13 protein-coding genes are annotated in these 14,429 nt (G+C 55.0%); 7 read left to right on the forward strand and 6 right to left on the reverse strand.

Annotated elements, in window-relative coordinates; all coding sequences use genetic code 11:
* Nucleotides 1-169: 169 nt before the first annotated feature.
* Genes ABLU67_RS16440 through celB form a run of 3 tightly spaced genes read right to left on the reverse strand, consistent with a single transcriptional unit; the run spans nucleotide 170 to nucleotide 3,908 of the window.
* Nucleotides 170-1,627 (reverse strand): leucyl aminopeptidase family protein, encoded by a 1,458-nt coding sequence (locus ABLU67_RS16440; protein WP_348852385.1) that lies wholly within the window; start codon nucleotides 1,625-1,627, stop codon nucleotides 170-172.
* Nucleotides 1,628-1,630: 3 nt separating this feature from the next.
* Nucleotides 1,631-2,584 carry a N(4)-(beta-N-acetylglucosaminyl)-L-asparaginase gene (locus ABLU67_RS16445; RefSeq protein ID WP_182157913.1) on the reverse strand — a complete coding sequence of 318 codons (954 nt, stop codon included), beginning with the start codon at nucleotides 2,582-2,584 and terminating at the stop codon, nucleotides 1,631-1,633.
* Nucleotides 2,585-2,588: 4 nt separating this feature from the next.
* On the reverse strand, nucleotides 2,589-3,908 hold the full coding sequence (gene celB, locus ABLU67_RS16450) for a PTS cellobiose transporter subunit IIC (RefSeq protein ID WP_025106262.1): 1,320 nt from the start codon (nucleotides 3,906-3,908) through the stop codon (nucleotides 2,589-2,591).
* Between the two features lie 153 nt (nucleotides 3,909-4,061).
* Here celB and ABLU67_RS16455 point away from each other — a divergent pair, with 153 nt between their 5' ends.
* The gene (locus ABLU67_RS16455; RefSeq protein ID WP_025106263.1) at nucleotides 4,062-4,883 is read left to right on the forward strand and encodes a hypothetical protein; all 822 of its coding nucleotides are present in this window, start codon (nucleotides 4,062-4,064) and stop codon (nucleotides 4,881-4,883) included.
* A 111-nt stretch (nucleotides 4,884-4,994) separates the two neighbouring features.
* On the opposite strand, the gene ABLU67_RS16460 is transcribed toward ABLU67_RS16455, so the two are convergent.
* Nucleotides 4,995-5,324: an NIPSNAP family protein gene (locus ABLU67_RS16460; protein WP_025106264.1), complete on the reverse strand. Its 330-nt coding sequence runs from the start codon at nucleotides 5,322-5,324 to the stop codon at nucleotides 4,995-4,997.
* 289 nt (nucleotides 5,325-5,613) lie between these two features.
* Between ABLU67_RS16460 and ABLU67_RS16465 the strand changes: the two genes are divergently transcribed.
* The 6 genes from ABLU67_RS16465 (at nucleotide 5,614) to ompC (ending at nucleotide 11,936) form a co-directional block, all read left to right on the forward strand.
* Nucleotides 5,614-6,423, forward strand: coding sequence for an ABC transporter ATP-binding protein (locus tag ABLU67_RS16465; protein WP_014229450.1), 810 nt, complete (start codon nucleotides 5,614-5,616; stop codon nucleotides 6,421-6,423).
* Nucleotides 6,424-6,447: 24 nt separating this feature from the next.
* Entirely contained in the window at nucleotides 6,448-7,404 is a 957-nt protein-coding gene (locus ABLU67_RS16470) for an ABC transporter substrate-binding protein (RefSeq protein ID WP_049084083.1), read from the forward strand.
* Nucleotides 7,401-8,408 (forward strand): iron ABC transporter permease, encoded by a 1,008-nt coding sequence (locus ABLU67_RS16475; protein ID WP_004851083.1) that lies wholly within the window; start codon nucleotides 7,401-7,403, stop codon nucleotides 8,406-8,408. The genes ABLU67_RS16470 and ABLU67_RS16475 overlap by 4 nt, the downstream gene beginning before the upstream one ends.
* A 430-nt stretch (nucleotides 8,409-8,838) precedes the next feature.
* Nucleotides 8,839-9,345 (forward strand): hypothetical protein, encoded by a 507-nt coding sequence (locus ABLU67_RS16480; protein ID WP_014229447.1) that lies wholly within the window; start codon nucleotides 8,839-8,841, stop codon nucleotides 9,343-9,345.
* Nucleotides 9,346-9,675: 330 nt separating this feature from the next.
* Entirely contained in the window at nucleotides 9,676-10,152 is a 477-nt protein-coding gene (locus ABLU67_RS16485) for a WbuC family cupin fold metalloprotein (protein WP_348852386.1), read from the forward strand.
* Between the two features lie 698 nt (nucleotides 10,153-10,850).
* A complete protein-coding gene (ompC, locus tag ABLU67_RS16490; protein ID WP_025106268.1) occupies nucleotides 10,851-11,936 on the forward strand; it encodes a porin OmpC in 1,086 nt (361 codons plus the stop codon).
* A gap of 131 nt (nucleotides 11,937-12,067) precedes the next feature.
* Here ompC and ABLU67_RS16495 read toward each other — a convergent pair whose 3' ends face one another.
* Together ABLU67_RS16495 and ABLU67_RS16500 are read right to left on the reverse strand one after the other, a co-directional pair.
* Nucleotides 12,068-13,330, reverse strand: coding sequence for a PTS transporter subunit IIC (locus ABLU67_RS16495; RefSeq protein WP_004851075.1), 1,263 nt, complete (start codon nucleotides 13,328-13,330; stop codon nucleotides 12,068-12,070).
* A gap of 89 nt (nucleotides 13,331-13,419) precedes the next feature.
* Nucleotides 13,420-14,415 carry a 2-hydroxyacid dehydrogenase gene (locus ABLU67_RS16500; RefSeq protein ID WP_047723784.1) on the reverse strand — a complete coding sequence of 332 codons (996 nt, stop codon included), beginning with the start codon at nucleotides 14,413-14,415 and terminating at the stop codon, nucleotides 13,420-13,422.
* Nucleotides 14,416-14,429: the final 14 nt, after the last annotated feature.

Consider the following 14,429-nt stretch of genomic DNA (forward strand, 5'->3'; position numbering starts at 1 on the left):
AACCCGTAGCCCGGGTAAGGCGTTTACGCTGCAACCCGGGGAATATGCCGTGACGTGGTATTGCTGCGGTTTTTTCCCGGCTTGCGCTGCGCTTAGCCGTGCTACAGAGTTGCAGATTGCTGGTAACCGTAGCCCGGACAGATGCGCAGCATCGCCTCCGGGGAGGGTGTTAACTCTCGTCGATATCGTCGAGCAGATGCTGAATCAGTAGCGGAATCGGCCGGCCGGAAGCGACGCTTTTACCGCCTTCGCGCCACAGCGCCGTGCCGCTGACGTCGAGATGGGCCCAGGGGATCTCCGGCGGGCAAAAATGGTGCAAAAGCCAGGCGGCGGAGGCGCTGATGGCCGCATTATTGCCGGGCGTATTGCACAGGTCGGCGATTGTGCTTTCGGTCTGCTTCTTCAGCCTGCTATCCAGCGGCAGCGACCAGACCTCATCCCCGCTTTTTATTCCTGCCCGGGTTAACCCCGCCCGCAGCGCGTCGCTTTGCGTCATCAAGCCGCTCAAATCGTAACCCAGCGCCTTAACCACCGCGCCGGTAAGGGTCGCAATATCAATAATATAGTGCGCCTGCGGATGTCGCTGGCTCGCCCAGGCAATGGCATCGGAAAGCACCAGTCGGCCTTCAGCGTCGGTATTATTGATCTCTACCGTCAGGCCATTACAGGCCCGGGCGACGCTGCCCGGCTGCATGGCGGCGGGGCCAATCGCGTTTTCCGCCAGCGCCAGTACGCCCATTGCCCGCACCGGTAGCGCCAGCTCGGCGATGCTCAGCATCAGGCCAAGGACGTTGGCCGCGCCGCACATATCGTACTTCATGGTGTACATCCCGGCGCCTTCCTTGAGCCACAGTCCGCCGGTATCAAAGGTGACGCCTTTACCGACGTAGCAGCGAACCGGGCCCTCGCGGACGCCATCATAATGAATCGCCAGCAGGCGCGGCGGGCGTTCAGCGCCTTTACCCACCGCATGCAGCAGGCCGAGCCCTTGTTCGACGATCGCTTTTTCATCCAGAACTTCGCAGCGCAGCGTGGGGATATCCGCGCACAGACGCCGGGCTTCTTCCACCACGTACTGCGGGGTACACTGCTCCGCAGGCAGATCCGCCAGCCGCCGCGCGGCGAGCATGCCGTGCGCCGTGGCCCGTTGACGATGGGCGAGGATGTCCAGCGCCGACCGCTGTTCGGGTAAGGCATAGAGGGCGAGCTGGCGCAGGCGTGGCCTGGCGGCTTTCACCTGATGCAGGCCCAAATCATCAAGCTGCCAGTCGAGGTTAAACAGTTCGCGCAGCGCTTTGGTTAACGCGCCGCTGCTCTCTTCCAGCGAAGCGTCGAGGATAAGCGTTTCGCTCACCGGCTTTTTGCATAGCGGCCGCAGCGCCTCGGCCAGGCCATCGTTCAGCGTCTCCCTCCACAGCGGTGGCGGAATGAGGGTGATGCGGGCGAAGGGGGAGCAGCCGAAGCGGGTATCCGCCACCTCGCCGCGGGCGGCCTGTTCCACCATTTCCGCGAGCAGGGGAACGGCATTGAGCGGGGCCTGGGCCAGCAGCGTACTGCCGGGCCAGGTCACCAGATGCGCGCCGGTGCAGTCGCTATCCAGTTGATTAATCAGACGATAATCCAGCATGGCTTACTCCTCGATGGGGGCGCGAATGCGTGCGGCATAGGCCTGCATCCATTCGTCGTCCACCGGCCGATAATGGGTTTTCTCCCGAACGCGCTCGGCGCAGAACACGGTCAGCGGCTGCGTCGCGCTGGCGACGACAAAGGAGAAGGTTTTGATATTGGTGGCGGCGCCGAATTCGCCGCGCCGGTTCATGCACACCACCGAAAGGTCGCCCGCGCGGCCAAAGCGCGACATCAGTTTGTCTTCCAGCTCGCAGACCACCGAGTCCGCCGCCTGCTGCGGCGTCATTCCCTGGGCCATTCGCCGGACGATTTCGTAGCTGGTGCAGCCTTTCATCAGATCTTCACCGACGCCGGTCGCCGTGGCGGCGCCGGTCTCGCTATCGCAGTAGAAACCGGAGCCGATAATCGGCGAATCGCCCAGCCGTCCGCGCTTTTTCATAAACAGGCCGCTGGTGGAGGTGGCAACGCTCATGGAACCCTGTTTATCAAGGCCAATAATGCCCACGGTATCGTGGCCGTCGTAAGGACTGAGGCCTTTATCCAGCGTTTCGCGACAGCGCTTCCGGTAATGCTGCATCGCGCGTTCGGTCAGCATCGCTTTGGCGGCGAATCCCTGGCTTATGGCCCACTCTCTGGCGCCCTGGCCGACCAGCAGACTGTTGTAGCGCTGACGGCTCAGGGCGTGGGCGACTTTCACCGGGTTGGCAATATTCACCAGATTACCCACCGCGCCGAAGGCCAGGGTATCGCCATGCATAAAGGCGGCATCCAGTTCGACCTCGCCGTTTTCCGTCGGCAGGCCGCCGTAGCCCACCGATTTGTACAGCGGAAAATCTTCTACCGCCGCCACCGCATTGACCACGGCGCTGGCGGTATCAGCGCCGGATGCCAGCGCCGCCGCGGCTTCGGTTACGCCTTCCAGCGCCATTCGCCAGGTGGCAATCATTCCCCACATTGGTTTACTCCTGTTTTGCAAGCGTGTTGTCCGTTTCAGCACGGGCGGTGACTTCCGCCGCGCGATACTGCTTATCGACGATGCGCATGAAGGGCAGGTACAGCATGGCGCCAATCAGCAAATTGAGGATCTGCATCACGCTGCCGCTAAGATGCCCGGTGACGATAAAACCGCTGATCACCGGCGGCAGCGTCCAGGGGATAAAGACGCCGGTGGTGACGGCCACCGCGCCGATCTTCATCGCTGCGTACTGCACCGTGACCAGCACCAGCGGCACGAGGTTAAACGGAATCAGCATGATCGGGTTCATGATCACCGGCAGGCCAAAGAGGATAGGCTCATTGATATTAAAAATGGAGGCACCGGCGCCGAGGCGGGCAACTTCGCGCATATTTTTGCTGCGGGCGAAAATCAGCATCGCTATCACCAGCGACAGCGTTGCGCCCGCGCCGCCCATCCAGATCATATCGAAGAACTGCTCGGTGATAATGTGCGGCGGGGTGACGCCGGCCTGGATAGCGGCGATGTTGTCGGTCTGATTTTCCATCCACAGCGGACGAATGATGCCGTTGATCATCGAACCGGAGTTAATGCCGACCGACCACAGAATGGTAATGCTGAAAACGGTCATCAGCGCGCCGAAGTAGGAGGTACCGTAATGGCGTACCGGCGAGGCGACGACCTCATAAATAAACTGGTGGATGGTGGCGTAGTGCGTGTGCGCAAACCCGATGCGAACCGCCAGGATCAGAATCATCACCAGCAGCGCCGGGATCAGCGCGGCGAAAGACTCCTGCACGGCGGGCGGAACGCCGTCCGGCATCTTAATCACCAGCTTTTTGCGTTTTAGCCAGCAGAAGAGTTCGGTCCACAGCAGCGAACCGATCATGGCGACGAATAAACCTTTGGTGCCGATCCACTCCACGGGGATCACCGTGATGCCGCCGTTTTCTGCGACCTTAATGAACGGCGTGAGGATCAGAAAACCCACCAGCGAGAGGATGCCGCAGGAGATGCGGTCATCGCCGTAGTGCTCCGCCAGACGGTAGGCCACCAGGAAGCTGATAAACAGCGACATTGTGGAAAATACCGCGTTGAACGGGATTTCGATAATTGCGCTCCAGCTCGCGCCGAAGGTGCTGGCCATAAACTGCTGGTAGCTCTGATTGGGGAACGACGAGATCACCAGCAGAATGGAACCGACAATAATAAAAGGCATGAATGAAACGTAGGCGCCGCGAATAGCGCCGAGGTGACGCTGCTGAGCGGTTTTCGCCGCCAGAGGCATCAGTTTGGCTTCAAGAAATCCCAGAACATTGTTCATTGTGAACTCCGTACAAGATCGACAGGGCTGTGTGTGTTATCTATGGCGGATTATGAGAGAAAGCGGTGGGCTGAAAGGTGAAGCGGTTCACATTGTATTCTCTGCAATAATATATATCTCATATGATTAGTTATATTTCCTGTAGAGGATCGTATGGAAATTAAGCTGCACGCTAATGCCACCACCACCCCCAGAACCCGTAAATATCTTCAGGAATCGACGAAAAGCGACCGGGAACTGGCGCAGGAACTGGGGATTTCCATTACTACGGTTCGCCGCTGGCGCAACCGCAGCCAGATTTCCGATAACCACACCACGCCGCATTTGATACACAAAGTACTGAGACAAGAGCAGGAGATCCTCATTAACGCCCTCCGCGATGCGCTGCGCGCCCCGCTGGACGAACTGCTGTTTATGGTGAATGAGGGTCTGGGCATCGCTATTTCCCGCGCCACGCTAAACCGCTATCTGCGTCCGGCCCATGAAGGACGGAAAAATGCCGCGCTGCAGGGGAAAAAAGCGTTAAAGGCGGGAATGCGCGCGGATACCCTGACGCTGCACTATCGCCAGCTGGCGCTGTCGATGGACGACGGCGGTGAACATCATCTGCTCTGGGCGCAGGAGCCGATCAGCGGCTGGTGCTTTGGCCGCATCTATAGCGGGATCTCTCCCGCGCTGGTCGATAGCTGGCTGACCGAGGCGCTGAACGCCTGTCCGGCGCGTATACAATGTCTTGAGATTTATGTTCATAAAGGCTTTCAGCCCGCGCGCGCGGATCTCTCTTGCCGGACGGTGGCGATGGCGGAGCGCGGAGCGGTACAGCTCAGCGAACGATTAGCCGACGTTATTCCGGCGCTGGATGAACCGGACGCGACGCTGCAGCGGCTGTGCGCGCTGTGGAACCGGGGACGGGCGCAAAAAAAGCTAGGCGACACGACGCCCCAGGGCTTTCTTGAGTCGTTGAATCAGAACTAACTGTGGCGTCAGAGGCAGGCACGGCCGCCGCGTTTTGCCCGGGCCCCAGAATCTCTGCGACAGCAAAAGAGAGCGCGTTTTTTGTTGGGCCACGCCAGCGGCCCTGGAGGGTCAGCCGTTTCGCAGGCCATCAATCGCGCTGTCGCTCAGCAGCATAACCGTTTTTACGCTGACGCTGATCCTGTCGATAATGGCCTGTCGCGGGCCTTCGCGCCAGGCGGGGCTGCTGTAGAAGCGCGCCTGGGATGCGTTTAAATGCGTCAGGTCCTCATAGGCCCGGATCAGGTAATAAGCGTCGTTGTCATCAACTGAATTGCCGAAGGAGACGATATCCATTCCGGCGGCGCGATGACAGGGGGCGCTTTGTTCCTTCATTATCCGGTGAAACTCGTTCCCGGTCCCCGGTTTAAGGGTGTAAAGCAAAAACTCTACCGTTTTCATCCTGACGTTTCCTGTTCACATTCACTGAGTTTGCTGCAAGAGAGCACTGTCCTGCTATTAGAACAACTCCCCGTGGTTTTGTCGCTTCTCTTTGGCATGACGGCAGCGCGGGTTGCATTTCCCACTTCTTTTTTGATATGTTATATCATAACATTTATGACATTATAAAATATGTGACTATTTACCTTTCTTTTTAAATGATAATGATTATCATCATTACCTGCCGATCAAAAATCAAAAGAGCGCGTGTTTCGCTCATCCACGCTAAAGAGAGAGGGAGAGGCGGCTAATGGAGGAGAGTTTGACAAAGAGTGGAAAAGCCGATGATCCCGTGCTTAGCGTCAATATCGCATCATTGCCGCGGCCCGGCGGCGGGGAAATGCTCTCCGGCATTCATTTCAGCGCCGGTAAAGGAGAGTGTCTGGCCGTCATTGGGCCCAACGGCAGCGGGAAAACCTCTTTATTACGCGCGATAGATTGCCAACTGCCGTCGCGGGAAGGCGACGTACGGTTATATGGCCGATCCATTGCCGCATTAACCCGGCAGCAGCGAGCCCGGCAGATCGCGGTGCTTGCGCAGAATGATACCCCCGACCTGCGTCTGGCGCTTGAGGATTATGTCGCCCTCGGGCGGATTCCCCACGCCCGGGATATGTCGCGTCGCGAACACGACATCATCGTAACCCGCGCGATTAACGATACGGGATTGCAGAGGCTGCGTAAGCGACCGCTCTCCGCGTTATCCGGTGGTGAGAGACAACGGGCGGCGCTGGCGCGGGTACTGGCCCAGGCGCCAAAACTGCTGCTGCTGGATGAGCCCACCAACCACCTTGATCCCCACGGCAGAGTGGAGCTGCTGTCATTAGTGAAAAGCCAGGGAATCACGGTCGTTGCGGTATTGCACGATCTTTCCCTGATTGACGCCTTTGCCGATCGGGTTTTGCTTTTATCGCAAGGGCGCGCCGTGGCCTGGGATGTGCCGGAGCGCGTGCTTGTTTCACAACGGCTTTACCCGGTCTTCGGCTTGACCAGCTTTACCGTACCGCATCCCATGACCGGGAAGGCGCTGCGGATTTTTGAGGTGCCAGGCTATGCCTGATAAATTACCGGAGGATAACGCAGCATGAATAAATGGTTTGCAGGGACGATGGCGTTTCTTTTTATTTCAGCGGCGAACGCGGCGGATTTTCCCGTCACGATTGACAGCTGCGGAACGCCGGTGACCTTCACTCAGGCGCCGAAAAGGGCGGTCATCCACGACCTTAATATGTCTGAAATGGCTTTTGCTCTCGGGTTGCAGGACCGCATCGTTGGCTTAACCGGCATTACCGGATGGTACAAAATGACCCCGGAATTTAAACATCAGATGAGATCAATTCCCGAGCTGGCGCCGAAATATCCCTCTCTGGAGACGCTGCTGGCGGCAAATCCTGATTTCTTTTTCGCCGGCTGGAATTACGGCATGAAGGTCGGCGGGGAGGTCACGCCTTCCGTGCTCGAAACATACGGCATCAAAACCTTTGTGCTGAGCGAGAGCTGCGTCTTTACCGCCTCTCAGAAACAAAAAGCGAGTATGGACCTGCTGTATAACGATGAGCTGACGCTGGGTAAGATTTTTGGCAAGCAGCAAGAGGCCCGTACGCTGGTCGACGGCTGGAAAAAAACGCTGAATGCGCTGCCTAAGCCGCCGCAGGGCGTGCAGCCATTAAAGGTGTTTGTCTATGATTCCGGCGAAGATAAGCCCTTTACCAGCGGACGGTACGCCATGCCGACCGCGATTATCGAAGCGGCGGGAGGGAAAAACGTGATGGACGACCTGGAGATGAGCTGGGGGACCACCTCCTGGGAGAGCGTGGCGACGGCAGAACCCGATTTTATTATTCTTCTCGATTATCAGACCGGCAGCGGCGCTGATTCGCTGCGCCGTTTCCTCGAAAATCATCCGTTAATGAAACAGACGCCGGCGGTGAAGCGGCAGCGTTATCTGAAGCTGCAATATGCTGAGTTGACGCCCGGCCCGGCGAATATCAACGCGGCCGAAAAGCTGGCTCATGCGATGTATCCTGCGGCCCACCAATGAGCGGGACTCACTGTCGCTACTACTGGGCCGCGTGGGGGGCGCTGCCGTTATTAGCCGGCTTGATGCTGCTCAGCGTGGCTAAAGGCAGCGTGCCGCTGTCGCTTACCCAGGTTCTCGGCGCCTTGCGGCTGCTGGATGTGCCGGTTTCGGAGATGATCGGACGTATTGTCATTGATTTGCGCGTGCCAAGAACGCTGCTGGCGGTGCTGGCGGGCGCGGTGCTGGCCATCGTGGGCGGTCTACTACAGACCACCACGCGCAACGATCTGGCCGATCCTTTTTTATTCGGGCTTTCCTCCGGCGCATCGGCGGGAGCGGTACTGGTGATCACCCGATTCGGTGAGCGGCTTGGCGCGCTGACGCTGCCGGTGTCGGCATTCGTTGGCGGCATCTGCTCGGCGGTGGCGGTGATGCTGCTGTTTCATTTTAAAAAGCAGCGTGGCGCAGAGCACCTGGTGATCTGCGGGTTGGCGATCTCCTTTTTATTCGGCGCGCTGACCAGCTATCTGATTTTCTCGGGCGACCAGCGGGCCGCCAGCTCGGTGCTATTCTGGTCGCTGGGGGGGCTCGGTCTGGCGCGCTGGGATAATTTGCCCTACGCCCTGTTCAGTCTGCTGCTTCTCGGCGCATTCATACTCCTGCGCTGGCGCTCCCTGGATGGCTTACTGGCCGGTGAGCAGACCGCGCAGTCGCTGGGCATCAACGTTACCCGCCTGCGCATGGAGGTGTTTTTCTGCTGCGCGTTAGCAACGTCGCTGCTGGTGGCCCTGACCGGGGTGATTGGCTTTATCGGCCTGATGGTGCCGCATATGTGCCGCTATTTTTCTGGCGTAAAACATCTGCTGCTGCTTCCTTTATGCGGCCTGTGGGGCGCGGTGCTACTGTGCGGCGGTGATATCGTCAGCAGGACGCTGCTGGCTCCGCAGGAGCTGCCTATCGGGATCATTACGGCCGGCATCGGTGGTCTCTTCATTATTATTTTGCTGGCCAGAAACCGTTCATAAACTGAGTCGCGCCGGGTCGCTGCCTGGCGCAGACTTAAACGAAGGGCAAACAAATGCCCGGAAGTCAGCGCGCGCATGCGCTTCGGTTCATGCGCAATTCCCTCATTGGTAGTTTTATCTTTTGATAAATTAATTTTTTCAATGTTATTCGTTAATTATCATCTCTGTCGTAGAGTGATATGCTGCTAATCTCTCTTTAACCGATGCATCGTAAGAAAAATCCTAAAGTAAGTGTGGGGATGAGTGCTGTCTCCGGGCCAGTGAAAATCCCATGGTTTACATTTCGCAGGGATTTTTCTGAAATTCACTCGTCTGGACAATAAATATTAAACAAACTTATAATTCACCCACTTCACTCATGGGTATATCCCCATGGCGCCTATTATACGTATTTCTATAAAGGATGATTGCAGTTTCATGAGGGAAAGGAATGTTAACTATTTTCAGCCATAATCATTTTTTTAAAAAAGCCATTCGTCTGAAAATAAACGACATAAAAGCGGTCAGAAAGGCGAATCTGGTCGATTTGTGCTTAACAAAGTACGCATCCAGCAGCTGCGCGCAGTTTCATTTTTTGATAAACAGCTTTGAAATGAAAAAGAATTTTGTTTGTTTCCGGGTTGAAGGTAATATTATTTGTTTGATAAACAAAAGGCGCACCGCACATATCGCCAGTATTATCGCCAGAGTGACTGATGGCATCCCCGTGGGAGAGGACATCACGTTAACAGAGAGAGAATTTCAGTATATTTTTATTATGAAATTTACCGTACTGGCAAAAGATTACCCGGAGCTGCTCGGCATTTCGCCCAAGGCCTACAGCAGCTATAAAAGAAGATTAATTGAGAAGTTCGGCTTTAACTCATTTCATGCGCTACTGGCGCTGTCTAATTATTTACACGCTTTTTCGCTGCTCGATAAATTTACGCCGGATTAATTGCTGCACCTGCATGCGTGACTATACCTTTATCTTCGCACTCTCATCTTATTTTTCCGCCTGCCACGACTGTTAAGGAGCGTACTCACAAAGTGTCTCTTTTTCATGTCATCTATCCCATGTCTTACCTCAAAGGGCGAGCGGGGGACAACGGAACCCCACCACGATCTGTTCTCGTCATTTCTGGCGCTTTAGGACCGCGGCATCAGCGTCTATAATCCGCACAGCGATGTGTTCCGCGAGCGGCGAAGCTAATCGTCTGTTGAAAATAGCATTAAGCCTTACGACAACCTGATTGCCGTAAGCTGCCCAACTACAATAAAGGCTTATATGAAACAAATGACGTTGAGTGACCTTCGGCAACAAAGCGAACAGGCTGCAGCTTCGCCTCGCTTGCGTGCCCATCGTAATTTCCACCCTGACTTAAGCGATCCGGTGCAACGCCTGGCCGTCGCTATGGAGCCGGGTACCTATGTTCGGCCTCACCGCCACCCGCACACTTTTGAACTGCTGACATCCCTTAGCGGACGTTTTGTGGTGTTGACCTTTGATGATGCTGGCAACGTGACCGAGCGCGTGGTGTTAGGCGAAGAGTGTAAGGTGCTGGAGATGGCGGCGGGTACCTGGCATGCCGTGCTGTCGATGGATAAAAGCGGCGTAATTTTTGAGGTTAAATACGGGGGTTACCAGCCGGTTTCTGAGCAAGACGCGGCCCCGTGGGCGCCAGCTGAAAACGCGCCGGGAACCGCCGAGCTAATGAAGTGGTACGCCCGGGCGCAAGTGGGTGATGGCGGTTTTACCCTGTAATCCAGGCATTGCGCGGGGAGCAGCCCCGCGCCAGCTTCCTTTACCCCCGATACGGATAAGCCGTTCCCGGCGCGTCAGCGGCTTATCAAAGTGGTGACAAGCTCCTGGTTCTATTTATTCATCGTATTTATTCATAGTTAAACTTATCCCCTGAAATAGGGCTGACGATATCCCTTTCACGAAAGTGTTAAACACATCTTAAACCACTATGCTATAATTTTTACGGTTTTTGTAAAGAATCTTCAATAAAGAAATGTGGTCATTTCGGCACTATAATTTATCTGCGGGGAAGGATCGGAATATACTTATTAATAGCCGATCAGGGGAATCAGTGGCTTTATGAATAAACATTAATGATTGGTTGTGTAAATTATAAACTATTAATTTTTATTGTTTTTAACAAATTGCAATCTTTAATTTATCTAATCATTAGAATTTCCTTATGATAATTTATCTATTTTAGTCAAACCTTCTGCATCTCTGGGTTGCGTAAGGCGTGATTCGGAATATTTGCCAACGCAAGCAGTGAATGATTGATGTACATCAATTAACAACCGCTGCTGTCGTCACAGTTATGGTATTTGGTCTAAAAAACTGGAACTTTTAATTTCAAGTCTCTTTGCGAATTATCGCATAATAGCCTCGCTCAGAAGGCATCTGAGATTTGATATTTTATTAATAGTTAGGGACGAAATAATATGAAATTAAAATTACTAACAGTGGCCGTCTCTACACTTCTTGCTGCAGGAACCGTGCAGGCAGCTGAAGTGTATAACAAGGACGGAAACAAACTCGACCTCTACGGGAAAGTGACCGGCCTGCATTATTTCTCCAGCGATAAGTCAGAAGATGGCGATCAGACCTATGCCCGTTTGGGCTTCAAGGGTGAAACCCAGATCAACGACCAGCTGATCGGCTACGGCCAGTGGGAATATAACTTCAGCGCCAATAACGTTGAAGGCGACAACTCCGGCGACAAAACGCGTCTCGCGTTTGCCGGCCTCAAGTTTGGCGAATTTGGCTCTCTGGACTACGGCCGTAACTACGGCGTCGCCTATGATATCGGCGCCTGGACCGATATGCTGCCGGAGTTCGGCGGCGATACCTGGACCCAGACCGATGTCTTCGCCACCGCGCGTACCACCGGCGTTGCCACCTACCGTAACAGCGGTTTCTTCGGCCTGGTTGACGGCCTGAACGTCGCCGTACAGTACCAGGGCAAAGAAGAGGGCAACGGTCGCGATCTGGCGAAACAGCATGGCGACGGCTGGGGTCTGGCCTCGACCTATGAGTACGAAGGATTTGGCGTAGGCGCGGCCTACGCGGCATCCGATCGCACCGATGCGCAGGTCAGGGAAGGTCGCGTGAATCCTGACTTCTACGCCCGTGGCGAAAAAGCGGAAGTGTGGGCGGCCGGTCTGAAGTACGATGCTAATAACATCTACCTGGCAACCACCTATGCGGAAACCCGCAACATGACGAAGTTTGGTAAAGGCTATATCGCCAATACCGCGCAGAACTTTGAAGTGGTTGCTCAGTATCAGTTCGATTTCGGCCTGCGTCCGTCCATCGCCTACCTGAAATCAAAAGGCAAAGATCTGGGCCGCTACGGCGACCAGGATCTGGTTGAATACGTAGATGTCGGCGCGACTTACTACTTCAATAAAAACATGTCTACCTATGTGGACTACAAAATCAACCTGCTGGATGACACCAGGTTCACCAAAGATGCCAGCATCAGCACCGATAACATCGTTGCCGTGGGCATAACCTACCAGTTCTAAGACAACGCCTTTTATTGAACCATGCCTGCCAGCTTACCCTCCTGGTAGGCATTTTTTGTGCTTGAACGCAGGGCGAGACGAAAAAGCCCGACGCCGTTTCCCGCGCCGGGCTGAGTGAGAAAAGAGGGAGTTTACGGCGCGGTACTGAAAAACTCGCCGAATTTCACCGCCAGCCAGCCCACCGGGGTGGTGGCTCCGCCCACGATATTAGTGATTTCCGCCATCCCTTCCGGCACCGGAATGTTAGAGTTGACCGCCGCCTGGGTGTATTCCCGCGAAATATCCGTCCCGACGTACAAAATACAGGTGACCACCAGCGTGCCGGTGATAAACATGCGGAACATATTGCGTTTGCAGAACGGCGTCACCATCGCCAGCAGGAACATCAGCGAGGCCAGATCGACAAACGGCAGCACGCGGTTGCCCGGCAAAATAATCGCCAGCACCACCGCCATGGGGATCAGCAGCAGCCCGGTCGCCAGCACCGAGGGTTCGCCAATAAGCAGCGCGGTATCCATGCCGATATAGAAGTCGCGGTTGGGAAATTTCGCTTTCAGCTTCGCTTCCGCAGCATCGCGCACGATAAGCAGACCCTGCACTAAAATTTCGATCATTTTCGGCAGCAGCAGCATGGCGGCGGAAACTTTAATCGCCAGCGACACCGCGGCTGCAACATCGTATCCGGCAAGGAAGGCCAGCAGCAGCCCCAGCACGAAGCCCAGGGTCAGCGGTTCACCGAAGACGCCGAATTTTTTATTAATACTTTCCGGGTCGAAATTAATTTTATTGATCAGCGGGATCTTATCAATAATATAGTTACAGGCAATACCAAACGGCACGTAGGTTATACAGGTAAGATGGGGGAATGATATCCCTTTAAGATTATAGTTTTTTTGCAAATACGGTGCGGTTAAATCCGCCGCCAGCAGGGTTAAGATAAATATGCCGAAGGTAATGCCAACGGAGAGCCAGTAGTTACCGGTGCCGGCATACACGACCGACCCCATAATCAGGAAAATCCAGTAGTTGAATATATCGATATTTACCGTCTTGGTTAATTTAAGCAGCAGCATGGCGATATTGATAACAATAAATCCCACGACCACCGGCAGCATCAGCGGCGAGCCCCAGCCGATAGTGGAGGCGGTCGGCCAGCCGGTATCGACCACCGTCAGGTGCAGACCGATGCGTTCAACCATGGCCTGTGACGCCGGGCCGAGGTTGGTCAACAGCAGGCCGATCACCAGACCCACCCCTTCAAAACCGATACCGACCAGCATGCCGGCTTTAAATGCGGTGCCAATTTTAACGCCGAAGCACAGGGCGATAATAAAGAATATTACTGGCATCATCACTGATGCCCCCAGACTAATAATGCTGTTGATAATATCCATAATATTTCCTTAAAAGGCGGCCGAATTGGGCGCGAGCGAACCCGTGCCCAATGGGCCGTAGCAAAAACCTTACGCGGCTCTTTTAATATTTAACCGAGTTGCTTCAGCAAGATCTCAGAAAAAATCTTCGGCGAATTGCTGAAGGCATCAATAGTACTGCCGGCAATATGCGGCGTTATCGTGACGTTATTCAGCGAATAAAACGCGCTATCCTCCGGCAGCGGCTCATCATCAAAAGTGTCGAGGGCGGCGCCCATGATTTTACCGTCCTGCAGCGCGGCGATCAGATCGCCTTCATTAATTAAGCCGGAGCGTGCGGTATTGACGATAATGGCGCTCTCCTTCATTAATTCAAAATGATGCGCGTTAATCAGGTTTTCCGTTTCCGGAGTCATGCGGGCATGCAGCGAAATCACATCCGCACGGCGAACCAGCTCATCGAGAGAATCCACCTTTTCATAGCTGTCATGGCCGGGGACGTACTTATCGTAAAAGATAATCTCGCTGCCGAAACCGCGCAGGAAGCCGGCCACCAGCTGAGCGATATGCCCCAGCCCGACCAGACCCACCACTTTGCCGCCCAGTTCAGGAATGGCCCGGTGGTTAGGACTCTCTTTGCGCCAGAACTTATCGCGCAGCGCATCGTGCGAGCGGGCGATGTTGCGCATTTCCGCCAGAATCATGCCGACGGTAAACTCCGCCACGCTGCGGGCATTACGTCCTGGCGTGTTCATTACCTCAACTCCGCGCGCTTTGGCCTCCGCCTGATTAACGTTTTCAATGCCGCCGCGCAGCACGCCAACGTATTTAAGCTTTGGCAGCTTGTCGAATACCGCCGCGTTGACCGGGGCGAACTGGACGATCAGGATCTCAACCTCTTCAGCGCCCTGAAGCAGGGCGGCAGGCAGCGCCACCGCTTCGGAGCCTTGCTGTTCAACCAGTAAATTATCCTCCTGCAGTTTTTCAATCGACTCGTGCGACCATTCGCGCACTTCCACTGTAATACCTTTATCTTTCAGCGCTTTCAGACCCGCGTCCATCATCGCTGCATTGATAAACAGATCGGCAATTGCCAGACATTTCATAATGATTCTCCATA

This window comes from Klebsiella sp. GN_Kp190 (assembly GCF_040061795.1).
Taxonomy (GTDB): Bacteria; Pseudomonadota; Gammaproteobacteria; order Enterobacterales; family Enterobacteriaceae; genus Klebsiella; species Klebsiella michiganensis.

Coding starts and splice junctions, on each gene's coding strand:
- ABLU67_RS16440 (WP_348852385.1), bottom strand. CDS start 1,627: ATGCTGGATTATCGTCTGATTAATCAACTGGATAGCGACTGCACCGGC.
- ABLU67_RS16445 (WP_182157913.1), bottom strand. CDS start 2,584: ATGTGGGGAATGATTGCCACCTGGCGAATGGCGCTGGAAGGCGTAACC.
- celB (WP_025106262.1), bottom strand. CDS start 3,908: ATGAACAATGTTCTGGGATTTCTTGAAGCCAAACTGATGCCTCTGGCG.
- ABLU67_RS16455 (WP_025106263.1), top strand. CDS start 4,062: ATGGAAATTAAGCTGCACGCTAATGCCACCACCACCCCCAGAACCCGT.
- ABLU67_RS16460 (WP_025106264.1), bottom strand. CDS start 5,324: ATGAAAACGGTAGAGTTTTTGCTTTACACCCTTAAACCGGGGACCGGG.
- ABLU67_RS16465 (WP_014229450.1), top strand. CDS start 5,614: ATGGAGGAGAGTTTGACAAAGAGTGGAAAAGCCGATGATCCCGTGCTT.
- ABLU67_RS16470 (WP_049084083.1), top strand. CDS start 6,448: ATGAATAAATGGTTTGCAGGGACGATGGCGTTTCTTTTTATTTCAGCG.
- ABLU67_RS16475 (WP_004851083.1), top strand. CDS start 7,401: ATGAGCGGGACTCACTGTCGCTACTACTGGGCCGCGTGGGGGGCGCTG.
- ABLU67_RS16480 (WP_014229447.1), top strand. CDS start 8,839: ATGTTAACTATTTTCAGCCATAATCATTTTTTTAAAAAAGCCATTCGT.
- ABLU67_RS16485 (WP_348852386.1), top strand. CDS start 9,676: ATGAAACAAATGACGTTGAGTGACCTTCGGCAACAAAGCGAACAGGCT.
- ompC (WP_025106268.1), top strand. CDS start 10,851: ATGAAATTAAAATTACTAACAGTGGCCGTCTCTACACTTCTTGCTGCA.
- ABLU67_RS16495 (WP_004851075.1), bottom strand. CDS start 13,330: ATGGATATTATCAACAGCATTATTAGTCTGGGGGCATCAGTGATGATG.
- ABLU67_RS16500 (WP_047723784.1), bottom strand. CDS start 14,415: ATGAAATGTCTGGCAATTGCCGATCTGTTTATCAATGCAGCGATGATG.